The 24,527-nt window shown below is 69.3% G+C and carries 22 protein-coding genes and 1 pseudogene; 4 read left to right on the top strand and 19 right to left on the bottom strand.

Translation table 11 applies throughout. From position 1 onward, the window contains the following. The first annotated feature begins 40 nt into the window (after positions 1-40). Positions 41-595: a peroxiredoxin gene (locus ACFYWY_RS28480; RefSeq protein WP_389190979.1), complete on the top strand. Its 555-nt coding sequence runs from the start codon at positions 41-43 to the stop codon at positions 593-595. A gap of 6 nt (positions 596-601) precedes the next feature. Beyond that, positions 602-1,135 carry an alkyl hydroperoxide reductase gene (locus tag ACFYWY_RS28475; RefSeq protein ID WP_389190977.1) on the top strand — a complete coding sequence of 178 codons (534 nt, stop codon included), beginning with the start codon at positions 602-604 and terminating at the stop codon, positions 1,133-1,135. Positions 1,136-1,204: 69 nt separating this feature from the next. On the opposite strand, the gene ACFYWY_RS28470 is transcribed toward ACFYWY_RS28475, so the two are convergent. The 7 genes from ACFYWY_RS28470 to ACFYWY_RS28440 all read right to left on the bottom strand — a co-directional run bounded on the left by ACFYWY_RS28470 (position 1,205) and on the right by ACFYWY_RS28440 (position 11,627). Continuing rightward, positions 1,205-2,491: a hypothetical protein gene (locus ACFYWY_RS28470; RefSeq protein WP_389190975.1), complete on the bottom strand. Its 1,287-nt coding sequence runs from the start codon at positions 2,489-2,491 to the stop codon at positions 1,205-1,207. A gap of 10 nt (positions 2,492-2,501) precedes the next feature. Next, positions 2,502-5,855 (bottom strand): PQQ-binding-like beta-propeller repeat protein, encoded by a 3,354-nt coding sequence (locus ACFYWY_RS28465; protein ID WP_389190974.1) that lies wholly within the window; start codon positions 5,853-5,855, stop codon positions 2,502-2,504. A 75-nt stretch (positions 5,856-5,930) separates the two neighbouring features. Next, on the bottom strand, positions 5,931-6,686 hold the full coding sequence (locus ACFYWY_RS28460) for a hypothetical protein (RefSeq protein WP_389190972.1): 756 nt from the start codon (positions 6,684-6,686) through the stop codon (positions 5,931-5,933). Next, positions 6,683-8,026, bottom strand: coding sequence for an AI-2E family transporter (locus tag ACFYWY_RS28455; protein ID WP_389190970.1), 1,344 nt, complete (start codon positions 8,024-8,026; stop codon positions 6,683-6,685). The genes ACFYWY_RS28460 and ACFYWY_RS28455 overlap by 4 nt, the downstream gene beginning before the upstream one ends. Positions 8,027-8,143: 117 nt before the next feature. Then, a complete protein-coding gene (locus ACFYWY_RS28450; RefSeq protein WP_389190968.1) occupies positions 8,144-8,854 on the bottom strand; it encodes a transglycosylase SLT domain-containing protein in 711 nt (236 codons plus the stop codon). A gap of 369 nt (positions 8,855-9,223) precedes the next feature. Beyond that, positions 9,224-10,546 carry a PhoH family protein gene (locus ACFYWY_RS28445; RefSeq protein ID WP_307661384.1) on the bottom strand — a complete coding sequence of 441 codons (1,323 nt, stop codon included), beginning with the start codon at positions 10,544-10,546 and terminating at the stop codon, positions 9,224-9,226. A 319-nt stretch (positions 10,547-10,865) separates the two neighbouring features. Further along, positions 10,866-11,627: an isoprenyl transferase gene (locus tag ACFYWY_RS28440; RefSeq protein WP_389190966.1), complete on the bottom strand. Its 762-nt coding sequence runs from the start codon at positions 11,625-11,627 to the stop codon at positions 10,866-10,868. A gap of 107 nt (positions 11,628-11,734) precedes the next feature. Between ACFYWY_RS28440 and mgrA the strand changes: the two genes are divergently transcribed. Further along, positions 11,735-12,772: an L-glyceraldehyde 3-phosphate reductase gene (gene mgrA / locus ACFYWY_RS28435; RefSeq protein WP_389190964.1), complete on the top strand. Its 1,038-nt coding sequence runs from the start codon at positions 11,735-11,737 to the stop codon at positions 12,770-12,772. A gap of 269 nt (positions 12,773-13,041) precedes the next feature. On the opposite strand, the gene ACFYWY_RS28430 is transcribed toward mgrA, so the two are convergent. From ACFYWY_RS28430 to ACFYWY_RS28410, 5 genes are all read right to left on the bottom strand, one after another. Further along, positions 13,042-13,623, bottom strand: a complete 582-nt coding sequence (locus ACFYWY_RS28430) for a winged helix-turn-helix transcriptional regulator (protein ID WP_389190962.1) — start codon at positions 13,621-13,623, stop codon at positions 13,042-13,044. A gap of 208 nt (positions 13,624-13,831) precedes the next feature. After that, on the bottom strand, positions 13,832-14,722 hold the full coding sequence (locus ACFYWY_RS28425) for a hypothetical protein (protein WP_389190960.1): 891 nt from the start codon (positions 14,720-14,722) through the stop codon (positions 13,832-13,834). Then, positions 14,719-15,675 (bottom strand): hypothetical protein, encoded by a 957-nt coding sequence (locus ACFYWY_RS28420; RefSeq protein ID WP_389190958.1) that lies wholly within the window; start codon positions 15,673-15,675, stop codon positions 14,719-14,721. The genes ACFYWY_RS28425 and ACFYWY_RS28420 overlap by 4 nt, the downstream gene beginning before the upstream one ends. Continuing rightward, the gene (locus ACFYWY_RS28415) at positions 15,672-16,523 is read right to left on the bottom strand and encodes a hypothetical protein (RefSeq protein WP_389190956.1); all 852 of its coding nucleotides are present in this window, start codon (positions 16,521-16,523) and stop codon (positions 15,672-15,674) included. Before ACFYWY_RS28415 ends, ACFYWY_RS28420 begins: the two co-directional genes overlap by 4 nt. A gap of 370 nt (positions 16,524-16,893) precedes the next feature. Next, complete coding sequence (locus ACFYWY_RS28410) at positions 16,894-17,715, bottom strand: prepilin peptidase (protein WP_389190954.1); 822 nt, start codon at positions 17,713-17,715, stop codon at positions 16,894-16,896. A 152-nt stretch (positions 17,716-17,867) separates the two neighbouring features. Between ACFYWY_RS28410 and ACFYWY_RS28405 the strand changes: the two genes are divergently transcribed. Next, complete coding sequence (locus ACFYWY_RS28405; RefSeq protein ID WP_389191124.1) at positions 17,868-18,215, top strand: DUF192 domain-containing protein; 348 nt, start codon at positions 17,868-17,870, stop codon at positions 18,213-18,215. Here ACFYWY_RS28405 and ACFYWY_RS28400 read toward each other — a convergent pair. The 7 genes and pseudogenes from ACFYWY_RS28400 to ACFYWY_RS28370 all read right to left on the bottom strand — a co-directional run. After that, complete coding sequence (locus ACFYWY_RS28400; protein ID WP_389190952.1) at positions 18,199-18,999, bottom strand: hypothetical protein; 801 nt, start codon at positions 18,997-18,999, stop codon at positions 18,199-18,201. The two genes, ACFYWY_RS28405 and ACFYWY_RS28400, sit on opposite strands and share 17 nt — an antisense overlap. A 142-nt stretch (positions 19,000-19,141) precedes the next feature. After that, positions 19,142-19,495 (bottom strand): DUF6086 family protein, encoded by a 354-nt coding sequence (locus ACFYWY_RS28395; RefSeq protein WP_389190950.1) that lies wholly within the window; start codon positions 19,493-19,495, stop codon positions 19,142-19,144. 13 nt (positions 19,496-19,508) lie between these two features. Next, a complete protein-coding gene (locus ACFYWY_RS28390; protein ID WP_389190947.1) occupies positions 19,509-21,071 on the bottom strand; it encodes a Hint domain-containing protein in 1,563 nt (520 codons plus the stop codon). Between the two features lie 152 nt (positions 21,072-21,223). Further along, positions 21,224-22,543 carry a hypothetical protein gene (locus ACFYWY_RS28385; protein WP_389190945.1) on the bottom strand — a complete coding sequence of 440 codons (1,320 nt, stop codon included), beginning with the start codon at positions 22,541-22,543 and terminating at the stop codon, positions 21,224-21,226. A 104-nt stretch (positions 22,544-22,647) separates the two neighbouring features. Next, complete coding sequence (locus ACFYWY_RS28380) at positions 22,648-23,286, bottom strand: OmpA family protein (protein WP_389190943.1); 639 nt, start codon at positions 23,284-23,286, stop codon at positions 22,648-22,650. After that, positions 23,286-23,876 carry a hypothetical protein gene (locus ACFYWY_RS28375; protein ID WP_389190941.1) on the bottom strand — a complete coding sequence of 197 codons (591 nt, stop codon included), beginning with the start codon at positions 23,874-23,876 and terminating at the stop codon, positions 23,286-23,288. The genes ACFYWY_RS28380 and ACFYWY_RS28375 overlap by 1 nt, the downstream gene beginning before the upstream one ends. A 29-nt stretch (positions 23,877-23,905) precedes the next feature. After that, positions 23,906-24,502 (bottom strand): annotated as a pseudogene (locus tag ACFYWY_RS28370) (pilus assembly protein TadG-related protein); the annotation flags it as partial. Positions 24,503-24,527 lie beyond the last annotated feature (25 nt).

Raw genomic sequence — 24,527 nt, 5'->3', positions numbered from 1 at the left:
GAAGACCTCAAAAAGGACTTCCTAAATGCAAGGAGAGCGCGTGCTCACTGTCGGTGACCAGTTCCCCACGTTCGAACTGACTGCCTGCGTCTCGATGGAGAGTGGCAAGGAGTTCGCGGAGATCACCCACAAGTCCTACGAGGGCAAGTGGAAGGTCGTCTTCGCGTGGCCCAAGGACTTCACCTTCGTCTGCCCCACCGAGATAGCGGCCTTCGGCAAGCTGAACGACGAGTTCGCCGACCGTGACGCCCAGATCCTCGGCTTCTCGGGCGACTCCGAGTTCGTCCACCACGCTTGGCGCAAGGCCCACGCCGACCTGCGCGACCTGCCCTTCCCGATGATGGCCGACTCCAAGCACGAGCTGATGCGCGACCTCGGAATCGAGGGCGAGGACGGCTTCGCGCAGCGCGCCGTCTTCATCGTCGACCCGAACAACGAGATCCAGTTCACCATGGTGACCGCCGGCTCCGTCGGCCGTAACCCCAAGGAGGTCCTGCGGGTGCTCGACGCCCTGCAGACCGACGAGCTGTGCCCGTGCAACTGGACCAAGGGCGAGAACACCCTTGACCCGGTCGCGCTGCTGTCGGGCGAGTGATCCGATATGTCTCTCGATGAACTCAAGGCTTCGGTACCGGACTACGCCAAGGACCTGAAGCTGAACCTCGGTTCGGTGATCGGCAACAGCGAGCTGCCGCAGCAGCAGCTCTGGGGCACCGTCCTGGCCTGCGCGATCGCCTCGCGCTCGCCGAAGGTGCTGCGCGAGCTGGAGCCCGAGGCCAAGGCCGCCCTCTCCCCGGAGGCGTACACCGCCGCCAAGTCCGCCGCCGCGGTCATGGCGATGAACAACGTCTTCTACCGGACCCGGCATCTGCTGTCGGACCCGGAGTACGGGACGCTGCGCGCCGGTCTGCGGATGAACGTCATCGGCAACCCGGGCGTGGAGAAGGTCGACTTCGAGCTGTGGTCGCTCGCCGTCTCCGCCATCAACGGCTGTGGCCAGTGCCTCGACTCGCACGAGCAGGTGCTCCGGAAGGCCGGCGTGGACCGCGAGACGATCCAGGAGGCCTTCAAGATCGCCGCGGTGATCCAGGCCGTGGGCACGACGCTGGACGCGGAAGCGGTGCTCGCGGACTGAGTCCCGCGGTATGACAAGGGCGCCCCGCCCGGCTGCGAGCCGGACGGGGCGCCTTGTCGTGGACGGGCTCTACGGTGCAAGGAGTTGGCCCGCCGCCAGCGCCGAGGCCACCGCGCCTCCGGCCACCACCGCCGAGGCCGCGAACAGCGGGACCCTCAGGGTCCACATGCGCAGGGCCGGGGAGCGGGAGACGCGGTCCAGCAGCGCGTCACGGCCGCGCAGCACGATCAGGCCGACGCCGGCGAGCGTCAGGGCCATACCGGCGCCGAAGGAGGCCACCATCGCAAGGGCGATGCCGACCTCGCCGGTGAGCAGCCCGGTCAGCAGCACCAGGAATGCGGACGGCGAGGGCAGCAGTCCGCCCGACGCGCCGAGGAGCACCAGGCCTCGCCAGGTGAGCAGGGACGGGGCGTCCGGAATGTGATGGCTGTGCCCGTGGTCATGCGCGTGTCCGTGGTCATGCGCGTGTCCGTGGTCATGCGCGTGATCGTGGTCGTGGCTGTGCCCGTGGTCATGTGCCGATGCGTGCTTGCGGTGGCGCAGATGCCTCCGCAACAGGCTCACGCCCACGCCCGCCACCACCAGCGCCGCGACAAGCTGCAGCCACCCCGTCAGCGCCGCCATGTCCGGCGTGCTCTTCGCCGCCAGCCACCAGCCGACGGCCAGGACCGCGACCGAGAGCGTGTGCATCACGGCCACGATGCCGCCGAGCCAGACCGCGTCCCGAGGTCTGCCACGGCCGCCCACGAGATACCCGGCGGCCAGCGACTTGCCGTGGCCGGGGGCGCACGCGTGCAGCGCGCCCACGGCCGCCGAGACCAGGAGCGCCAGCGGGAGCGCCGGGCCGTCGCCCAGGAGGGAGGGGAGGTCGGTGGTCCAGGCGGCGCCCGGTGAGGGCGCGTCAGCCGTTCCGCCCGAGAGCAACGCCACCGTACGCGTAGGGGACTTCGCCGTGTGAAGGCCGCCGCTGCCCGTGTCCGTCACAGAAAGCGTGCGGTACGCGGCGTCGATGTCGGTCAGCGCCGTGACCGTCAGGCTGATCCGGTCCACCGGCCGCGGGCAGACGAAGCGGAGCTTCATGCCGTCCGCCCGGTCGACCCGGCACGCGGCCCCGCCCTGACGTACGGCGATGTGCGTGCGCAGATAGCCGGCGACGTCACCGCCGGACTCCTTCGTCAGGACGGCGACATCGTCGTCCTGCGCGGACCAGGTCGCGTCGACCGCCGCACCCGCGGCCTCGACCTTGACGACCGGCGGTGTGCCGAAGGGGTGCGCCTCGGCCGTCCCCGCGCCGCCGAAGAGCAGCGCGGGGACGGCCACCAGGAAGAACAGCACCCCGGTACGGAGTGATCGCACAGCGTGCGCCTCAGTCCCGGCGCGCGGCCAGCGCGTGGACCGTGCCGTCGTCCGTCAGGGCGAAGACATAGTCACCGCTGACCGAGAGCGCCGAAGCGACGCCCGCGCCGAGGTTGTACGAGGCGAGTTGCCGGCCGTTCGCCCGGTCCAGGACCAGCACGCGCCCGTCCCAAGTGCCCACGTACACAAGAGACTTTGTGACCAGCGGATGCATCGTCGGCGAACCGTCGCCCGCCGTGCAGCCCATTGCGACCCGCCACGGGTCGTCCAGCGGGCTCTCGCCCGGCAGATGTCCGGCCTTGGTCTCCCACACCGGCTTCGACGGATCGGCCGCGCTGGTGTCGTAGGCGCGTACGACACCGTCGCGGCCCGCGACATACGCGATGTCTCCCCTCACCGCCGGGCTGGTGAGCGGCGCGCGCCCCGGCTCGCAGGTGCTGCCGCCGCCCAGCTTGGACTCCCAGGTCACAGCGCCCGTTTTCGGGTCGTGACCGCGGGTGCCGTACGCCGTGAAAGTGACCAGCTTCGCCGGCCCCGCGGCCGGCTGTGTCAGCACCGGGGACGAGTGGCTGTCGATGCCGCCGGCGGTGTCCTTGACCCACAGCTGCTTGCAGCTCGCGAGGTCCATCGCGATGACGGTGTTGCTCGACATGGAGTGCAGATAAGCGGTGTTGGAGCCGGGCTCGCGGATGGCCGTGCTGTGGGCCTGCCCCCAGGAGAACGCGGCCCCGAATCCGCCGGGGAGCAGCCCGCCGGTCGCGGCGTCCCGGCAGCGGATCGTGTTCGCGTCCTGGTAGACGGCGACCGTGCGGTCCTGGCCGGAGAGGCCGAAGACGCTGACCGGTCCGCCCGCGCGACCGTAACGGCGCACGGTGTCCCCGTGGGCCTCCTCGCGGTCGATCGACTGCCAGGCGATACGGCCACTGGCCGCGTCGAGCGCGTAGATCCGTCCGACGCCGGTCGTCAGATAGACCTTGCCGCCATGGAGCGTCGGCGCCGATTCGGCGTCGCCGTCCAGGTAGGTGCGCCAGACCTCGCGGCCGGATGCGATGTCATACGCGAGCATCATGCTGTACGGCGAGTCGAAGGCCCGGGACGAGACGATCAGTTTCCCGTCCGCGACCACCGAGCCGTTCAGATTGAACTGTTCGCCGGTGTGCCGTGCCCATGCGAGATCCAGCCGAGCACCCGGCTCGTCGCCGCTCGCGGACCGTCCGGCCTCGTCACCGCCCTGCCGCAGCCAGTCCTGTCCGGTCTCCGGCTGGGCGAGCTCGGCGTCGCGTACGACCTCGAAGGAGTTCCTGACCACCGGGAACTTCTTGCCCCGGGTGTCGTACGCGGTCGTCTCGGCGGTGTACGTGCCGGGCCGCAGCCCCTGCAGCGCCCCGCTCGCCCGGGTCCAGGCGCCGCGCGCGTCGGGACAGGGTTCGGGCGTGCCGCCTGACGGGGTGTAGCAGTTCTCGATGCCGGTCCTGGCGGCGCCCTTGCCGAATCGCACGCTGTCGCGCTTCACGACATGGCCTCGGCCGTCCCGTACGGTCAGCGTGGCCTTCGCGGGCGTACGGCCGTCGTCCTCGGCGTACACCTCGACCGGGACTCCGGCCCTGGCGCCGTGCACGCTGCCCTGCGCGGGGCTGACCAGCGCGGAATCGTCGTCGATGTCGAACTGCCGGTGGATGCCGGTCACATGGCCGGTGTCCTCGTCACGGCTCGTGCGGGGATCGTCGGTGATGTTGCTGAAGTCGAGGACCTTGTAGTCGGGGCGGGCGCCGTCGATGCCGTACGTGCCCTGGTTGTTGATCTCCACGGAACGCTTGAAGGCACCGCGCCGGAACTCGGCCTGCTGGTTGTGGCCTGCGGCGACCATCCGTACGTCGTACTTGGCCAGCTCGTCGATGGTCGGCTGCATGCCCGCGCCCGGGCCCCACTGGGTGAACAGCGAGCGGTGCGCGAAGACGAACACCTGCTTGCCGACCGCGTGCTGGGCCAGGTCCCTGCGCAGCCACTCCAGCTGCGGCTTGAGCCCGCTCGCGTCGTAGTTGTCCTCGAGTACGACGATGTGGCGGCCGTTGCGGTCGAAGCTGTACCACTCGGGTGCGAGGTTGCGGCGGTAGTACTCCAGGCTGCCTGCGTAGCCCTTGGAGGTGGCCGTGCCGCCGAAGTCGTGGTTGCCCATCACGGGGTAGAAGGGGTGGCCGAGCCGCCCCTGCTCCAGGCCCTTGCTGAAGAGGTCGTACCCGCCCTGGCGGCGCGGCTCTTCCGCGTAGTCCGTGACGGTAAGGTCCCCGGTCGCGATCTGCATCGTCGCGCCGTCGACCTCGGACATCGCCTCGACCTGGCCGGTCCACTGCGGCAGGGCCGTACGGGCTTCGGCGTCCGTGCGGTTGCCGACCTCGGAGTCGGAGTTCATGACCCACTTCTCGGTGGGATCCGAGGCGTTGCGGTCCGGCACGAGCGCGAAGTCGATCCCGCTGCCACCGGTCTCTGGGACCTTGTGGAAGAACTCGGGGATGTAGTCCTTGCGCAGGGCGGGGGTGTATCCGTCGGGCGAGACGATGCTGACGAGGTCGGTCTCGCGCCGGGCGGGGTCGATGTCCAAGGTGTACGTGCCGTCCGCGCGGGTCGTCGTCCACGCGGCGCCGTCGGTGACGTCGACGCCGGGCATGGCCCGCTCGCCCTTGTCCCGCTTGCCGTTGCCGTTGCGGTCCTTGAAGACGGTGCCCTCGACGGTGACGGTGGCCGGTGCCGCGTCGTCGGCGAACGCGGCCTGGGGCGCGAGGCAGGACAGGGCTACGGCTCCTGCGGTGGCAAGCTGGAAGCGACGGCTTGTGCGCAGCCCTCGTACCAGGGACGGCAGTCGCCGGGCGGCGAGCACGAGCACGACTGCGGCCGCCGCTACGAGCGCGACGGTGAGCCAGGGGAACGCCGGCCGGGCGTGCGCGCCCTCGGCGTCGACGAGGGGCGTGGCCGCGGAGGCGTCGACCGTGGTGCCGTCGAACTCGACGACGACCTGGGTCAGTCCGCCCTTCTCGAGGAGCGTGCTCAGGTCGAGCGCGTCGATGTGGCAGCTCCACGCCAGTTCGATCACGACACCGCCGGGGACACCGCCGGCGTCGCCGGGCACGCCCGAACCGGTGGCCGGGCAGCCCGCCGACAGCAGCCCGGACGCCCAGGCGCCGGCTGTCTCGGGGGACACCACGTCGCGGTGCACGATGAGACGGCCACTGGTGACGTTGTCACCGGTGGCCACGACGAGTTCGGCGTGTTCCGGCGAGACATGCGCCAGAGCGGGCTGGGCGCCGATGCCCAGCACAAGGAACAGCAGCGCGAGACAGAGCCCGGCCGCTGTGCGTATGTGTTTCATAAGAGCGGACGCTAGCCAGCATCCGCTCTTTTTCGAACCGGATCGGACGACTTTCATCGAGCCGTCCGCGAGAGTTCAGCTCTGCACCTTGGCCATCAGCGCCTTCATGTCCTCGATCATGAAAGGCCTGATCCCCGACAGATCCGGCGGAGGGGTCTCGTCGTCAGGACCGCTCGGCCCGCCGGGCGAGACTTCGAGGGTGAACACGGCTTGGCCGTCCAGCACATGGAGGGACGGCACATCGTCGTTCGCCTCGCCCACGACGAAGTAGGCACGCTCACCGAGTCCGTCGACCGGCTCCAGCTTGATCTCATCGTCGCCGTACACCGTCCACACCCCGAGGACCGCCTCGAACTCCGGCCCCGGGTCGGTCCTCTTGTGCAGCATGTAGCTGAGGGAGACACCCGGGGGCGAGACCTCGTAGCCACCGTCCTTGGCCGGCTCCGGCGCCTTCGCAGGCTGCAGGCTGACATAGCAGCTCGCCATGGAGAGGGCCTTGTGCTCCCGCCCCGCAGGCGTCCGGGACTCCACCTTGCCGATCGCGGTGGACAGCGCCTTGAGCCCGGTCTCCGTGCACAGGTTGCGGCTTGTCCGGTACCCGCCGAGGTCCGGGTCCCGCGTCTCGTACGCGTACAGTCCGCCCGCCCACACCACGGAGGCGACCAGCGCGCTGCCGAGCGCCCACTGCCACGCCGGGCGCGGACGCCGGGCGGGGACACCGTCACCGTCCGAGACCGTCTCGGCCGCGGCCGGCTCACCCTCCCGCGGCCCGGGAAGCTCCGCGTCGCCGAACGGCCGTTCTTCGCCGACCAGCTCCGGTTCGGAGATCACACGCCGTCCTCCGCGACCGGGGCGGTCGCGGGCGCCGGGACGGACGTCGGAGCAGGCGCCGCCTCGACCGCGGGCGCGGCGGGCGGCGGGGTGCTCCGCAGGGCGGCCTGTTCCTTGCCGTACGCCCGCAGATAGCCGACGACCGTGTTGGTCACCGCCACCAGCGGCACCGCCACCACCGCGCCGCCGATCCCGGCGGTCAGCCCGCCCGCCGCGACGGCGAGGACGACGGCGAGCGGATGCACCCGCACCGCGCGGCCCAGGATGAAGGGCTGCAGCACATGGCCCTCGAGCTGCTGTACGGCGAGGACGACGATCAGCACCATCAGCGCGGTGAACACGCCCTGGGTGACCAGCGCGACGACGACCGCGAGCGCGCCAGAGACGACCGCGCCGACCAGCGGGATGAAGGCGAACAGGAAGATGAAGACGGCGAGCGGCACAGCCATCGGGACGTCGAGGAAGTAGATGCCGAGGCCGATGAAGATGGCGTCGATGAGGGCCACTATCACCGTGCCGCGCACATAGGCCGTCAGCGTGCGCCAGGCACGCGGCCCGGCTCCGGCGACTCCCTCACGCGCCTGCTCGGGAACCAGCTTGAGCACCCAGTGCCAGATGCGCTTCCCGTCGTACAGCAGGAAGAGCGTGGAGAACATCGCCAGCAGAATGCCGGTGAGTATCTCGACCATCACCGTCACACCCTGCAGACCGGCCGAGGTGATCTCCTCGGTGTTGGTCCCGATGGTGTCGCTGAGGTTCTTCGCTATGTCGTTGATCTGGGACTCGGTGACATGGAAGGGGCTGTCAAGCAGCCAGCGCTTGAGCTCCTCGATACCGTCCCTGACCCGGTCGGAGAGATTGTCGAGGTTGTCCATGACCTGCCAGACCACGAACCAGCCGACCAGGCCCATGATGACGAAGCCGGCGATCGCGGTGACCGCGGTGGCGAGCCCGCGCGGCAGGCCGAGCCTCTTCAGCCTGGCCACGGTGGGCTGGAGCATCGCGGTGACGAGCAGCGCGGCGACGAAGGCGAGGACCACCAGCTGCACGGCGCTGATGACGCGCATCAACACCCAGAGCGTGCCTGCCAGTACGAGCAGCCGCCAGCCGGCCTCGGCAGCCACCCGGATGCCCCAGGGGATCGCGGCGACCGGGTCGGGCCTGGCCGCGATCGAGGGCGCGTACGCGGGCGGCGGCGGGACGGTGTCCGGGGAGGGCACGGCGGCGTCGGGCACATCGGACACGTCGTCCGCCGCGGCCTCACGGCGCTCGTCCAGGCGCTCCGAGATCCGGGTCAGACCGGCGCCCAGCCCGGCGAGCCATCCTGGCAGTGTCGACATGGTGTTTCCTCTTCCCCCTACCGCTCCCCCGGGAGTTGTCCGGGACCGACCGTACACGCACGGAGCCCCCCACCGTAGGACGGTGGGGGGCTCCGTGAAGTTGAGTGCCGGCAGATCCTAGTACCAGTGGTTGGCCTGCCAGAACGACCACGCGCCACAGGGGCTGTCGTAGCGGCTGTTCATGTAGTTGAGGCCCCACTTGATCTGGGTGGCCGGGTTGGTCTGCCAGTCGTCGCCGGCCGAGGCCATCTTCGAGCCCGGCAGTGCCTGGACGAGACCGTAGGCGCCGGAAGACGGGTTCTGCGCACGGTAGTTCCAGGTGGACTCGTGGTCCACGATGTTGCTGAAGCACTGGAACTGGTCGGCGGGGACCATCTGTCGTGCGATCGCCTTGACCTCGGCGACGGTGTAGGAGCTCTGCGTGGCGAAGCTCGTCGCGTCGCGCGCGGAGTCGCGGTTGGCGCGTGCCTCCGCGGCCTCCCGCTCGCGCTCGGCCTCGTCCTCGGCGGCTTCCTTCTTCGCCTTGGCGGTCTTGGCGGCCTGGATGCGGGCGGCTTCCTCGGCAGACTTCTTCGCGGCCGCGTCGGCCGCGGCGGCCTGTGCGTCGGCCTGCTGCGTCAGGGACGAGACCTGAACCTGGGCCTGCTGGCCCACGGGTATGTCTGCGAGGAGTGTCGCATCGGCTGCCGTTGCCTCGAGGTTGTCCCCCGAGGGCTGGGCATTGCCCGACGCAACGCCCACTACGGCGCCGACGGTGGTGACCGCGGTGGCAGATGCCACTGCGAATCCCCGGACCGAGATCCGGCTCACACGGTGTCCTTCCAGCATCGCCCGCATAGGTGACCTCGCGAGCGCAATCTTGCCCCTGGCGCTGGCCTCCATTGTCTGGGTCACGGGAGGCGCGGGCCCGGTGGGCAACTCCCTTGCGGGAGCAGCCCATGATGCTCGCGGGCGGCATACGACGGCAGTTCTTGAGTTGTGTGGTGCTGTGCACCGGGTGGTGCTGGTGTGCCGTATGCGGGGCCTGACGGAAGCAAGACTCTGCCGGAAGCCGACGCCGCAAGGCAATTCTTCGTTGCGTGTGAAAGCTCACACCCCGTTTGGGCCAGGAGTTTTACGGAAACTGGCGGACAGCAAGACGCCGCCCGGCTACGCTCTTGCGCCCCCGCCGGGCGGCGTCAACTGCCTTATTCCGTACTAGATGTGGCCTTCCTCCAGCATTTCGGTCACGAGCGCGGCGATCTGCGAGCGCTCGGAGCGGGTGAGGGTGACGTGCGCGAAAAGCGGATGCCCCTTCAACTTCTCGACAACGGCGACGACTCCGTCATATCGACCTACGCGCAGATTGTCCCGCTGTGCCACGTCATGAGTCAGAACGACCCGGGAATTCGCCCCGATTCGGGACAGAACGGTCAACAGGACGTTCCGCTCCAGGGACTGGGCCTCGTCGACGATGACGAACGCGTCGTGCAGCGAGCGTCCACGGATGTGGGTGAGCGGCAGGACCTCGAGCATGCCGCGCCCCAGCACCTCCTCGATGACTTCACGGCCCGCCACGGCCGAGAGGGTGTCGAAGACCGCCTGTGCCCAGGGGCTCATCTTCTCGGCCTCGGTGCCGGGCAGATAGCCGAGCTCCTGCCCGCCCACCGCGTACAGCGGCCGGAAGACCATCACCTTCTGATGCTGCCTGCGCTCCAGGACCGCCTCGAGGCCGGCGCACAGTGCCAGCGCCGACTTTCCGGTGCCGGCCCGGCCGCCCAGCGAGACGATGCCGACGTCCGGGTCGAGGAGCAGATCGAGGGCGATGCGCTGCTCGGCGCTGCGGCCGTGGATGCCGAAGGCCTCCCGGTCGCCGCGCACCAGCTGGACATTGCCCTCGGCCGTGATCCTGCCCAGCGCCTTGCCCCGCTCGGACTGCAGGACGAGACCCGTATGGACGGGAAGGTCGGTCGCCTCGGGGACGTAGAGCGTCTCCTCTCCGTACAGCAGATCCACCTGTTCGGCGGAGAGGGGCAGTTCGGCCATACCGGTCCAGCCGGAGTCGGTGATGGCCAGCTCGGCCCGGTACTCCTCGGCCAGCAGGCCGACGGACGAGGCCTTGATACGAAGGGGCAGATCCTTGGAGACGACCGTGACGTCGTACCCCTCGGCCTGCAGATTGCGCGCTACCGCCAAAATCCGTGAGTCGTTGTCCCCCAATCGGAAGCCGGCCGGAAGGACGCCGGGATCGGAGTGGTTGAGCTCGACACGGAGCGTGCCGCCGAGGTCGCCCATGGGGATGGGGGCGTCGAGGCGTCCGTAGCGGATCCGGAAGTCGTCCAGCAGGCGCAGCGCCTGCCGGGCGAAGTAACCGAGCTCCGGGTGGTGCCTCTTGGCCTCCAGCTCCGTGATCACCACGATCGGGAGCACGACTTCGTGCTCGTCGAAGCGGGTCAGGGCATTCGGATCGGCCAGCAGGACGCTGGTGTCGAGAACGTAGGTGCGCCTGTCGGGCATGCGGCGCTTTGTGCTGTTCACCACGGAAGGACGTACCCCCTCGAATGAGGTCGGGGTGCGACGGCGTCGCGGGCGATGGGACCGGGCTCTGGCCACGATGCAGGGGCCGAGCTCCGGCCCTCCCCGTAGTCCGCACAAGGGGTGCGGTCCTTCGTGTGCAAAGGGCCTCCCGGGTGAACGGACTGGGCCGCTCACTGAGATACGACGTTCGTGGATCGGACGTCGACCTGCAAGGGATATTCCCTCGAACATGCGCAGCCATGCCATGGCATATGACGACGCGTAGATGAACAGAGGGTGATTGCCTCTGCTGAGGGCTACGGAAGGGTGGGGCCGGGGTGCCTCAATTGCCGTAGCGGCGGTGGCGAGCGGCGTAGTCGCGCAGCGCGCGGAGGAAGTCGACCTTGCGGAAGGCCGGCCAGAAAACTTCGCAGAAGTAGTACTCCGAGTGGGCGCTCTGCCAGAGCATGAATCCGGACAGACGCTGCTCGCCGCTGGTGCGGATGACCAGGTCCGGGTCGGGCTGGCCGCGGGTGTAGAGGTGCTCGGAGATGTGCTCGACGTCGACGATCTCGGCGAGCTCCTCGAAGCTCGTGCCCTTGTCGGCGTGCTCCAGGAGAAGGGAGCGCACGGCTGCCGCGATCTCCTGGCGGCCCCCGTAGCCCACGGCGACGTTCACGAGTATGCCGTCCCGTCCCACGGTCGCCTGCTCGGCTTCCTTCAGTACGGACTGGGTGCGGGCGGGCAGCAGGTCCAGCGTGCCGACGTGGTGCACACGCCAGCGGCCGTCGGCGGCGAGGTCGCGGACCGCGTTCTCGATGATGCCGAGGAGCGGGATGAGCTCCTCCTCGGGGCGGTCCAGATTGTCCGTGGACAGCAGCCAGAGGGTGACGACCTCGACATCGGTCTCGGCGCACCAGCCGAGGAGCTCCTGGATCTTGCTCGCGCCGGCCTTGTGGCCCTGCTCGGTCGTGCCGCCCGACGCCTTGGCCCAGCGCCGGTTGCCGTCGAGGATCACGCCGATGTGCTTGGGCACCTGGGCGTGGTCGAGTCGGCCTTCCACCCGGCGTGCGTAGAGCCCGTACACCAGGTCGCGCACGTTCACTGTTCTCCATACCCTCCGTGCGGCAGTCCCCGAAGCCGCCACAGTACTGCGCACGGGCCACGGCGGCCCAACCCGGCCTGTCACAAGTCCGTGATAGGGAGGGATGCGTGACTGATTCCTCCTCCTACCGAGCCGCAGAGGGCCGCTACGAGTCGATGGAGTACCGGCGTACCGGCCACTCCGGGCTCAAGCTCCCCGCACTCTCGCTCGGCCTCTGGCACAACTTCGGCGACGACCGCACGCTCGACTCCCAGCGCGCGATCCTGCGCCGCGCCTTCGATCTGGGCGTGACGCACTTCGACCTGGCGAACAACTACGGACCGCCGCCCGGTTCGGCCGAGCTCAATTTCGGCAAGATCTTCGCACAGGACTTCACCCCGTACCGCGATGAACTGGTCATTTCGACCAAAGCGGGCTATCTCATGCACCCCGGCCCCTACGGCGAGTGGAGCTCGCGGAAGTACCTGCTGTCCTCGCTCGACGCGTCCCTGAAGCGGATGGGGCTCGACTACGTCGACATCTTCTACTCCCACCGCTTCGACCCGGACACTCCGCTCGAGGAGACGATGGGCGCGCTGGCCTCCGCCGTGCGGCAGGGCAAGGCGCTGTACGTGGGCGTGTCGTCGTACAACGCGGAGCAGACCGCAGAGGCGGCCCGGCTGCTGAAGGAGATGGGCGTCCCGGCCCTCATCCACCAGCCCTCGTACTCGATGATCAACCGCTGGATCGAGGACGACGGACTGCTCGACACGCTGGAGAGCGCCGGCATGGGCTGCATCTCCTTCGTGCCGCTCGCACAGGGCCTGCTCACCGGCAAGTACCTCAAGGGCATCCCGGAGGGCTCGCGGGCCACACAGGGCAAGTCCCTGGACCCGGGCCTGCTCTCCGAGGAGGTCGTACGGCGGCTGAACGGGCTGAACGACATCGCCGCCCGGCGCGGCCAGTCGCTCGCCCAGCTGGCGATCGCCTGGGTGCTGCGGGACCCGCGGATGACCTCCGCGCTGATCGGCGCCTCAAGCGTGCAGCAGCTCGAGGAGAACGTCGCGACGCTGGCCGGACAGCCGCTGAGCGCGGACGAGTTGAACGAGATCGACGCCTTCGCCGTGGACACCGAGGGCACCAACATCTGGGCCGGGCGGAGCTGATGCAAGGCCGGTGAAGAGAAAACGGGCCGGTCCGTGGGGGGGATACGGACCGGCCCGAGGGGGGGTTTCCACCATAACCCTTCGTAAGTGGTGCGGAGTGCCACGCCATGCCGTAACTACGCTCCGAATGCGGCAGACGGCGGGGTGGCCGGTGGCCCGGAGCGGAAAACGCCTGGTACCGGCCTCGCGGCTGCCCGGAGCCGTACCCCCCAAGGGTGACCCCCGGGGGCGTGCGCCGGATTGACGTCCAGGGCCCTTCCGGCACCTCGTCAGGCCACCGGTTCCTTCGTCTTGTTGGCGACGATCCGCTCCATGAAGGTGTCGCCCCACTCGCCGAGCGGCAGCAGGGCGGCATTGAGCGCCTGCCCGAGCTCGGTGAGGGAGTACTCGACGCGCGGCGGGACCTCCCGGTACACCTCGCGGTGCACGATGCCGTCCGCCTCCAGCTCTCGCAGCTGCTGGATGAGCATCTTCTCGCTGACGCCGCTCACGTGGCGCTTCAGTTCCCCGAAGCGGTACGTCCCGTCGTGCAGCGCCCAGAGAATGAGCGCCTTCCACTTCCCGCCGACGACGTCCACGGCGGCGTCGAGACCGCAGGTGTAGGAAGGCTTGACCTTGTCCACCAGACAACTCCTCAGGTGTGCGCGTCCAACACTTACCTTTTCGCCAGTACACCATCTTACGGGAGTGACAATGAGGACAGGTAGTACGGCGCTGTAGTGGAAGGAGGTGCCCCAGTGGAAACCGTTCTGCGACACCATGCGCCAGGCGAGCGTGGGCAGGGCGAGGAGCGCGAGCGGCGAGCGCAGGGCGAACAGCGCGGACGGGGCGAAGACCAGGATCACGGTCATGGCTTTGATGTCGGGGCGCAGTGCGTCGAGCGGGGCGAAGGCAATGGTGCTGAGCAGGGAGCTGTGCGCCCCCTCGGCGAGGAGACCGCCATGTGCGTAGCCGCCCGCGGTGTTGAAGGCGGGCAGGGCTGAAGATCAAGACGCGCAGTGGTGGCAGAACGGGCCGGACCTGAGCTTGGTGGGCGGTGGCCCGGCCCTCTCTGCGAGGTCAGCTCAGCAGTTGGTTCTGCAGCACGACGGTCTGGTGGAAGGGGACCGCGTGGGCCTTGCCCTTTCGGGACTGGACGATCAGGGCGAGGGTGTCGCCCGCGACGACATAGGCCTGGCGGGTCTCTTCCGCGCCTGCGGGCGCGTTCTCCAGGTAGACGTACGTCGCGGTCGGCAGGACGTTGCCCGAGGTGTCCCAGGCGGGGTCGAGCTTGAACCCGGCCGTGCCGGCCAGCGCGGCTCCGGGCTTCGCGCCGGTACGGATCTCGTCGTCATTGAACGAGTCCGCGGAGGCGGCCGAGTCGAACTGGAGTAGATACACCCGGGAAGCCGTGCCGTCGGGCATGGTCCAGCCGCGGGCCGCGATGTGCCGCACCGCGTAGTCCTTGAGCGCGAGCTCAAGCTCGGCCCGCTTCCCCTCCTCGTACTCGGCGGTGAACTGCTTCGACGTCACCCAACCGCCGTTGAGCTTCTTGTCGACGGTCGCCGTCGCCGGCGCGGGCAGCAGGAGTTTCCGCTCGTCGGCGTAATGGATCTCTTCCCTGTTCCCTTCGGTGAAGGGGCGCGGGGTGTCCTTCGGGAGCGCGAGCAGCGACAGCTTCGGATAGTCCCAGCGGCCGTCGCTCTCGGTGGTGAGTCCCGGGACGTCCGTGCGCTCCATCGACGTGATGCCCATGGCGGTCCCTGCGCCGAGGCCGCCGCAGACGAGCACCGCGACGGTCCAGCGGGCCACGGCCCGCAGGACCGGGCGATCGCGTACGGGGGCGGGGACGAGGGCAGCGGGGGCTTCCGGGCCGGCGGGCTCGGCGGGCTCGGCGGGAACGGCGGGAACGGCGGGTGGCGCCTCCGACATCGGGAGCACGGGTGCCGTTTCCGTGGTCGGCTCGGTCATACGTACTCCCCAGGTGACGCGATGTGGTCGAGCTGCTTCTTCACCAGCTCGGCGACGGTGGACTTGTCGAACGGCTTGCTGCCGTACGCGGTGACGCTCACGAACAGCTCGGAGTCGAATGCCGAGCAGGCCATCGACTCCAGGTCGGGCTTGCCCTTGTCCTCCCCGTCCGCGTTGCCCTGAGGCAAGAGGAAGCAGGCGGACTTCTTGTGATCCTTGATTTTCGGGCCCTTGCGGAACTCGAGCAGCTCGGCCAGCTCCGTCCTGAGCTCGAACAGATCGTGGATCCGCTTCTTGTCCTTCATCTGCGTGATCTGCACCTCGACGACGAGGTCGTTCGCGTCCGAGGCGAACGAACGCAGGGCGATGCCCTTGACGCCCAGCTTGTCGATCCGCTTCTCCAAGTCGCGGCGCTTCTTGCCGGACAGACCACGGCCTCCCTCCTTGATGAGGGCGACGGCCTCCTTGTCCCCGATCTCGCCGTCGTTTCCGTACGACGCGATGTCCGGGCCGAGGCGGTAGCCGAGCGGTACCGGCAGCAGCAGCTTGCTGAGCGGCGTCGCTGCCCGGCCGCGCCCGGCGTTGCTCGCCGGGTCCTCGGCCGGGTCGTCATCGGACGGGCCCCATGTGGTGGTCGGGGCGGTGCGGTCGGCACGGTCGACGGTGAGCCCGGTGTAGGTGAGTCCGCCGGCGACGGCGCCGAGGACGAGCACGGAGGGAAGCACGGTGGCGAGGAGGCGGCGCACGCGGGCGGCCTTGCGTACGGGCGCGACCTCGGGCTCCGCGACGGGCTGGGCCTCCGGCTCCGGCACGGGCTGCGGGACGTCGGCTTCCGCGACCGGCCGGGCGTCAGCTGCCGCGACCGGCTGGGCCTGGGGCTCCGGCACGGACTGGGCCTCGGGCTCAGCGACCGGCTCGGCGAGCTGGTCTTGGGGTGTCCGGTCCTCGTTCACAGGCGCTCCAGCTGTCGCTCGGCCAGGGTGCGGATGTCGCTTTTGCTGATGCGCTTGGTGTCGAAGATGTTGATGTCGACCATGATGTCGCCGCGCTGGAAGATGGCACGGGCCCGGTAAAGCGGCAGATAACCCGCCTTCTCCTGGACCTTGTAGAGGTAGTACCGCCCGTTCCCGCTGCCCTTCAGCGCGTCGCCCTCGTTGCCCGCGCCGTCCTCGACCTCCGGCATGTAGTCGTGCTGGCCCTCCGAGTGGTCCCTGGCGCCCTCGCGCGAGCGGAACTGGACGAACCTGATGTTCGTCTTCTTGAACTCTCCCTGCTGCCAGGCGACCGCAGCGACCCGGCGGATGTCCGACTCCACGAGAGTCTCGAACATGTAGGCCTCGCTCTCGAAGTGGAGGACGTAGCTCGCCGTGTCCACCCAGCCGGCGTCTCCCGACCACATGTCGGTCTTGCGGGCATCCGACGGCTTGGCGAGCAACAGCCTGCGCAGATCGCCGTCCGTCTTGACCTTGCGGTCCTCGCCGGCGGACAGCGGCGCCGGGCGCTTGTTCTCCGGGAGCGGCTTCGCCGGGTACGCCAGATCCGACTGGCTCAGCGCGGGCAACGGCGTGGGCTCGCGGTCGGCCTGCACTCCGTAGCCGACGGCCGTACCGCCGACGAGGCCGATGACGGCGGCAGCGGCGACGATCAGCGCGGTGCGGCCACGGCGACGGGCGGGTCGGCTCACGGGCTCGCCCTCCGCTTCCGGCTCCGGGGCCGGGACCGGGACCGGGACCGCTGTCGGCACCGGCAACGCCGCGAGCTCCTGCGCGGGCTCCAGCGCCTGTGTGTCCTGCGTTTCCAAAGGGTCCCCCCACGAGACCTGAGGCGCGGATTCCGTTATCCGCGCACAGAACTGACACGCGGGGGGCGGGAGGGGTTGTGGCGCGGCACATTACAGTTCCGCATAGGGCGAAGAAGCTCGTGATCAAGGTGACAGCCAGGGCCGACGCCCCCGAACGCTGAAGCTGACGGCCAGTCACCCCCGGATCTGCCATCGTCACTGGGTGTTGGCGACGCAGCCCGGGCAGAAGCGTGAGCCGCGGCCTTGTCCCCACATGCTGCGAAGGTTGACGCGGCGGGTGGTTGGAGAACAGGGGAACGCCCAGCACACCCGCACGTCCAACTTCCCTGTCCCCTGGGCCAGACAGCGGCCACAACGCATGGAAGGGGTATCAGAAGCGAGACGCTACAAGGCCGCCGAGCAGCAGTCCCGCAAGCGCCCCCGCGATCATGAAAGGCCCGAACGGGATCGCGGTCTTGCGGCCGGCACGACGCAGGACGATGAGCCCGAGTCCGTACACCGAGCCGAGCAGAAAGCCGGCGAAGGCACCGGCGAAGAGCACCGCCCAGCCGTACCAACCGAGGACGACGCCCAGCGAGAGGGCGAGTTTGACGTCGCCGAAGCCCATGCCGTTCGGGTGGATGAGGAAGAGCACGAAGTAGGCGGCGCCGAGGGCGAGTCCGCCGAGCAGCGCCGCGGGCCAGGAGCCCGCGGTGCCGGGGAGCAGCGCGGCGAGCCCGAGGAGTGCGGCGGCCGCGGCGGCGAGGGGCAGGGTCAGCTGGTCCGGCAGGCGGTGAACGTTGCGGTCCACGAGGGCGAGCAGTACGGCGAAGGGCGTGAGCAGCAGCCAGACGGCGAGCTCGGGGCGCGGCCCGGTGGCGGCGGCGAGGGCGGCGCAGCCGATGGCGGTGACGAGGGGGACGAGACGCGGTGCGGGTGCTTCGGTGTCCCGGGTCGCCGCGGGCCCTGCTGCCTTCCGGGCCGGAACGGCCGTGGCGCAGTCCGCACACGCGCCGCCGAGCCAGCCCTGCGCGGGCCCCGTGAACGCGTGCCCGGCGCGGCAGCTCTCGCGCCACGCCTCCTCCGGCTCGACGGAGAGGCGGTACGCGGCGCGCGGGACGAGCAGCCCCGTGGCGGAACCCCAGAGGGCGGCGACGGCGATCAGCGTGGCGTACACGGCAGCGAGCGTAAGGGGGACCGCGGGGGCGGTCATGGGCCCTGGGGCCCAATCCTGGTGATCCGGGGCCCACGGGCGTGGGCCGGACGCTACCGTCTACGGCCATGGGTCGACGGCGTCAATGGCACAACGGCACAGGGACGTTGCGGATCGCCGACGCGGCGCTGACTGACGCGACGCCGACTGACATGACGTTGGCTGACGCCTCGTTGGCTGAAGGGTCATTGCAGGTGGAGATCGCGGCTACGTACGGGCCTCGGCGCCGCGGGCTGCTGGGGCGGGACGGGATCGAGGGCGCGATCCTGCTCACCCCGTGCAACAGCGTGCACACCTTCCGGATGCGCTTCACCATCGATGTGGCGTATCTGGACCGGGAGTTGAGGGTCGTCGACGTCCAGACGATGAAGCCGGGCCGGCTCGGCAGGCCGCGGCTGCGGGCACGGCATGTGCTGGAGGCGGAGGCCGGGGCGATGGCGGGCTGGGGCGTGCGCCCGGGCGTACAGCTGAGTATTGCGACCGCTACTCGAGCCTGGTGAGCTTGTCCGCCTGGGCGGTGAGCAGGGCGGGCGGGATCTGTGGCGTCCGCGGCCCTTCGAGGTTGGCGGTGTAGAAGGTGGCCAGCGTGCCGCCGGAGCGTACGACGTGGAAGACGAGAGGCACCGGCTCGCCCTCGTAGTCGCCGGTGACCTGGTAGGCGAACGCGTCGTCCCCCACCTGCGCGGCGACCGGCAGCGCCTTGGTGCCCCGGTACGTCGACGGCCCTTCGCCGCCGCTCGCCTTGAAGCCCCGCTCGCACGCCTGGACGGCGGCGCGCAGTCGGCTGAGCGCGGTCGTGGCGCCCCGCACGCCGTGGGTGGTGAGGAATTCCGAGACCGCTGGACGGTTGTTCTTGGCACCGGTGAGCTGGCGGTACGCGGAAGCCTGGGCGACGGGCTCGGGCTTGCCGTTGATGACGGCGGTGAGCGGGGCGCACTCGGCCCTGTCGGCACTCTCGCCCTGGGGCGGTGGGGCGTCCATGGGCGCGACATTGAAGCCGGGGACATCGCCCTTGGCCAGGATGGCCTTGTCCAACTGCGCTTGAGGGAGGGACTTCGGGGGCGTGGCGGCAGGCCGCGCGGGATCGGCGGGCGTGGGCGTCGCAGGGGCGGGCGTCGCGGTAGCGGGCGTCTCGGTGGCGGTCGTCGCGGTAGCGGGCTTCTTCTGCCGGGGCTTGTCGGCGGTGCCGCCGTCGCCGCCCTCCCCGCCGCAGCCGGCGGTGAGCCCGATCGCGAGGGCCAGGGCCGCTGCCACCGCTGCCACCGCTGCCGTACGCTGCCTCATCCCTGCCCCGTCCCACGCCTTGCTGCTGAGAAGCCGTCCCGTCGCCGCACGCTAACAACCGTGTTCGCGCCCGCGCATGGGCCCAGGGACCCAATCACGACGCCTACGGCCCGCGGCCGGCACCACCGGTGCGGTACGCCGCCTACATCGACCGCGCAAGCACCTGCTTCTCCTCCCACAGCGGTTTCTCTTTCTCGGACTTCGGGTGGATGACCGTTCCCGTACGCTCCAGAACCACCAGAGAGCTGAGCAACAACCCCTTGATCAGGCCGTGTTGCACCGGGTGGCGGGTCGAGAAGTAGACCTCGTACAGACCCTCGACGAACCCCCGGAAGAGCTTGGGGTCGATCTCGCAGGTGTCCTGCTCGGACGGTGTGAGACCGGTCGGCAGCCGCATCAGCTCCGCCGTGCTCTCGGCGAGCGCGATGTACCACTTCGCGATGCGCAGGGCCGGATCCCAGACGGTTTCACCGGAGACCTCGAAGTAGTAGCTCATCGCCTGTAGCAACTCATCCCGTGAACTCCAGCCTGATGTCCAGCCCGGGATTCTCGTCCCTGAGCTTCTGAATACGCTGCTCGAGTGCGGTACGGAAACGCGGATCGACATTGGCGTTGGTGAAGCGGAATCCGATGGGGGCCTGTTCGTAGCCCTTCATCTGCTTACGGGCTTCAAGATACTTCGCAAGCTTTCCGTCCACCTGCTTGGTCAGCCATGTCTCGTCGCCGAACAGCGCGCTCTTCTCTTCCCACAGGACTCCGCCGTCGATGTGGTCGATATCGGTAATCCTGTTTCCGGTCTTCGGATCGTACACATCGTACTCACGCTCACCGTCGAGCGGACCGCAGCCGGTCGGGTCCTCGTTGTGTACGAGTACGGGAGTCCGCCCGGCCAGCACGTAATAGGTGTGCGTCTGCGCGACGGTGAGGTCATGGGTCGTCTGCCGCCCCGTGTAGTGCCGCGCGGTGAGCACTTTCAGCCCGGTCCCGTCGAGCGCACGCAGCCGGTCTCCGGCCTCGATCTCGCCGGCGTCGGCCCAGCGTCCCTGGCCGGTGAGCCAGAAGGGGTGGGTGTCGGTCGCGTCGACCATGGCCGTACCGGATCTCGTACGCACCGTGAGCCGGGTGAAGTCCTTGTCGTCGTGCGTGGTGATGGTGTTCGTGACCGGCCGCGTCCAGGTTTTCCCGCTGTACGGGTCCGTGGCTTTGACCCGGTCGCCGATCCGCACCTTCTCGATGGGAATCCGACGCCCGTCGGCGAGCAGCACCGGCGTTCCCGGAGGGAAGCTGTGCCGGGGGCAGGCCGCCGGTTTGTCGTCCGGCTTCTTCTCGCCGTCCTTGGGTTTCTTCTTGTCCGCGTCGAGTTTCCTTTTCGCGTCGGCGAGCTTCTTCTCCGCGTCCGCGACCCGCTTGCGGTTCTTGATGAGCCCGGTCAGCCCGTCGTACAGATCCCCGCCGTGCTTCTTGAGCTTTCTGACGAGCTCGACGGCTTTCTTCCACTTCCACGGCGCGCCGTATTTCGCGGCGAGCTTCCCCACCGCGCCTCCGACGAGGCTGAGGAGCACATTGACGAGCGTCTCGGTGCAGGCGCCCATGTCGCCCTTGGTGATGCAGTCGAGGGCGTCGGTGATCCCGAGCTCCTCGGCGAGGATCTTCGCGAGTTCCTTTGCGGCCTCGATGGCCTTGTCGCGATCGGACTTCTCGGCGGCCTGGGCGTCCTGAAGCTCTTTCAGGGCCTTCTCGTAGTCGAGCTGCGTCTGCGTCTTGTTGCCGTCGCCGGGACCGTCGTCGTCGGAGGCGGGGCGACCGTCGCCCGGATCGCCTCGGCCGCGGTCGTCCTGGGCCTCGGAGTCACCGCCGCCACCGCAGTTCTCGCCGCCGGTGATCTTGCACACCTGCGTGCTGAACTCCTGTGCGATGGCAGGTCCGAGACCCGTCGCCAGCAGCGCCCCGACGATCGCCACGACCACCGCGACCAGACCCACGTACTCGATCGCCGACTGGCCCGACTGGCCCGGTCGCCTCTTACGCAGGCCCAGCAGCCGTGCGTGTGTGCGTGGCAGAGTCCTACGCACCTGACGGCGAATCCGACGCACAACCCCCTGTGGCGACATGAACGCGACGCTAATGCGCCATGGGCAGGAGGTCGTGGGCCCTCGGGCCCAAAGAAGGGCTCAACTCCGCGTGGGACCAGACCTGTTGCCGGACGGACTGCACGGCGGCCGGATCAGGGCTCCCGGGGCAGAGTGGCCGTATCCGCCACCTTGGCGTGGCGCCCGGTTCCGCGGCCACGCTCGATCGCCGTCCACGCGGCGAGCCCGAGCAGCAGCACCGTCCCCAGGCTGATTCCGGTGATGCCGACGGCTTTCAGCACAGGGCTCTGAGGGCTGCCGTCCCCGAGGCGGCCTCCCTGAGCCGTCGCCCGGTCCTCGTCCGTGATCCCGAAGCCCGCCGCCGTCGCGTCCCCGTCGTATGCCGGGCCCGGCTGTGGTTCGCCCTCGACGCCCACACGCAGGACCATGGGGAGGGTGCTGCCGATCCGTTGGTCCAGGGTGACCCGCACGTAGTACCAGCCGGAGAAGCGCATCGCGCTGATGGCGTCCACCTGGGGCCGGTACCGGTGCGAGAAGGCGACCGGTGCCGTGCCGAGTGACACCGCCGCCTGCTTGCCGAGGTAGCTGGCGCCGCCTCCGTCGACGAGCCCGCGCGCGGTGTTGTACAGGGCCATCTGCAGGCCGTCGACGACAGCGGGCGCCTGGCCCGTCGGGGAGTTCGCGACCGCGGCGTCGAGGAAGAGCTGCTGGCCCCAGTCGACCGGCACCTTGTAGAAGCGGCTTTCGCCCGGGCTCAGTTCGTCCCGCCAGACGCCTTCGCCGACCGCCGGTGCGTCATTGAATCCGGTGCCGCCCGTCAGGCTCTTCTCCGTCCCCGTCTGCGCGGGCGGAGCCTGCGAGCTCCAGGTGACAGGGGCCGGGGGTGCCTGCGCATCCGCCCCCAGCCCCGGCTCCGACATGAACTTCAGCTCGATGGGCCAGCCGGCGGAGCCCGGACCGGTGTCGGAGCCGATCCATTCCACGGTGTAGAGATAGCTGCCCGCGTCCTGACACGCACGGTTGGGCTCGATGCGACGAGTGGCGTAACCGGCGATCGGGCGGGCGGTCGTGCCCTTGAATGTGACGTCGCTGCCGTTGCTGCACCGCTCGCCCTTCGGGCTCGCCAGAGAGACGCGGATTCCGCTGAGCACGCCGACCTCGGTCCCCGGCGGCGGGGCCAGAACCGTCGAGACGAAGGCATTGGACGTGTCGTCCAGCACGATTTGGTAGTGCTTCTTCTCGCCCGCGGAGATGGTGTCGGTGTACGTCCCCGGCTTCAGCGAAGGGCCGCCGGCACTGGTCGCGGAGCCGCGCACGGCTTCGGCGTCCGGGGCAGTCCGGTAGGGGGCGCCCCCGTCGGAACCCGCGGTGTTCAGTGCCGCCACCGGATGCACACCCAGCATCAGCAGGCACAGGGCCAGCGTGCTGACCGTTCCGGCTCTGCCTGTCGTCATTGCTCCGCTCCTCCGCACCGCACCAGTCCCTCGACACAGGCGAGAGCCGGCCCGCAGCACGCTGCAGGCCGGCTCCCCCGCGATTCAGCCCATCACGTCCGCGGTCAGTTGCCCGCTCCCCTGGGGAAGGAGACCTCGACGCGGCGGTTCTTCTTGCGTCCTTCTTCTGTCGCGTTGTTGGCGATGGGGTACTGCTCGCCGTACCCACGGATCTCGTATGTGATGCCCAGGGCGCTCAGCTGCTGCGACAGCACCCTGTGCACCGCGTCCGCGCGCTGCCGGGACAGCACGTCGCCGTGCTCGGAGGTACCCAGGTCGTCGGTGAAGCCGAAGACGCGGACCTTCTTCGCGTCCTGGTTCTTGATCTCCGCGGCGATGGCGGCGATACGGGCATTGGCCGCGCTGGAGAGCTTCGCGCTGTCCTTGCCGAAGAGCACCTCGGCCTGAAGCGCGAACTTGATGTCGGAGTTGGTCTCCTCACGGCGTTCCTCGCCGCCGATCTCCTCGACGACCGACTTGATGTCGATGACCTTGGGCTGGGCGAGGGTCGCCCCTTCTGGGAGCTTGAGATCGGAGTCGCCTGGGTCGATCTTGACGGGGGCCGCCGCCGAAGGGGTGGGATAAGGATCTTCATCGGCCAGGGCGCCGGCCGCACTCATGAGACCGAACGACAGGGCTCCGGCGAGGACGGTCGCGGCCGTGCGCGCGCGGACACGTCCGGTGCGGGTGATGGTGGCGCTCATCAGGAGAGCTCGATCGACGTGCTGGGGAACCCCGGGAACTGGAGGGCGACCTTGGTGGTCGTCTGCGGGGGCGCCGGGAACTGGGCGAAGAAGGTGAGGCTCTGGCCGGGCTTGATGTACCCGTCGTACGCGTATGTCGTCAGCGGGCGATTGTCGGTGTCGCGCAGCACGTAGTAGCGCTTCCTGCCCTGGGAGTCCACCAGCGTCATTCCCGCGAATGAATGGCCTGTGGCAGCCACGTCCTGCTCCAGCCCGTACCAGCTGACGGGAACGGAGAATCCCGCGGAGCCGGTGTTCTTGAACTCACCGTCCACGGTGAGGAAGCCGCCGTCGTCACGCTTCGCCGCGAATACGGACAGCTCCAGCCCGCCGTCGCCCTTGACTGTCGCGATCGGCTCACTGGCCACGGAGTCAGGGGCAGTGGTCCCCTTGTCGCCTCCCTTGGTCGGCTGGGGCGCCGTCGAAGCCGGCTCCTTGGATTCCGAACCGCCGCCGTCGCCACCGCAGGCGGCCAGCGAGAAGGTCAGGGCCGCCGACAGCAAGGCTGCCGCCCCGGCCCGGCGCACGGTCCTCACGTGTCGCATCGTCATCAATCCTGTTCCTTAACGCTCGTTCGAGGTCAGTCCTCGGCCAGTCGGACGGTGAAGAGGTCCGTCATATCGGGAAGCAGATCCGGCTTTTCCGGATCGATGATCCAGTCCTTGGTGTCGCAGACGAGCTTGCCCGGAGACGGCTTCTTGTCATTGCCCTTGCCGGGATCCCGGTCGTCCCCGCCCTCCGGGGGAGCAGCCGACTCATCGGGCGCGAAGGTGCAGCGAGGCTCCACCACAGCTGTGGCTGTCGCTTGCGCGTGCTGATTCTCCGTACCGTCGATGATGCTGTCGCCCATCGGCCTGCGGGACCGGGACTCCACCCTGAAGCCCCACCGTCCGTCCGTCAGCGCGTCACAGTGGAGGTTGTCGGCGTCGTTCCTGGCGGCGAAGCGGGCGGCCTCCGCACAGCCGTCGGCAGTCTTGGCCGGCTTCCCGTCGAAGAGGCCCCCGAGGTCGTCCAGGAAGTCCTCCAGCTTCAGCTGGTCCCGGGAATCCTGTGCGGCTGCCAGGGCTGCCGCGTCCGCGGCTGTCTGCGTACCGTTCCGGGTGATGTCGGCCTGACCGAACGCAAAGTACACGAGCGCAAAGAAGAGCAGGCCAACCACCGCTGTGATGTACAGCGGTGTGGCCTGCCCTGCGTCTGACTCA

Source organism: Streptomyces sp. NPDC002870, assembly GCF_042888505.1.
Lineage (GTDB): Bacteria > Actinomycetota > Actinomycetes > Streptomycetales > Streptomycetaceae > Streptomyces.
Note: the sequence above shows the minus strand (reverse complement) of the source record. Positions and strands in the feature narration are given on the sequence as shown.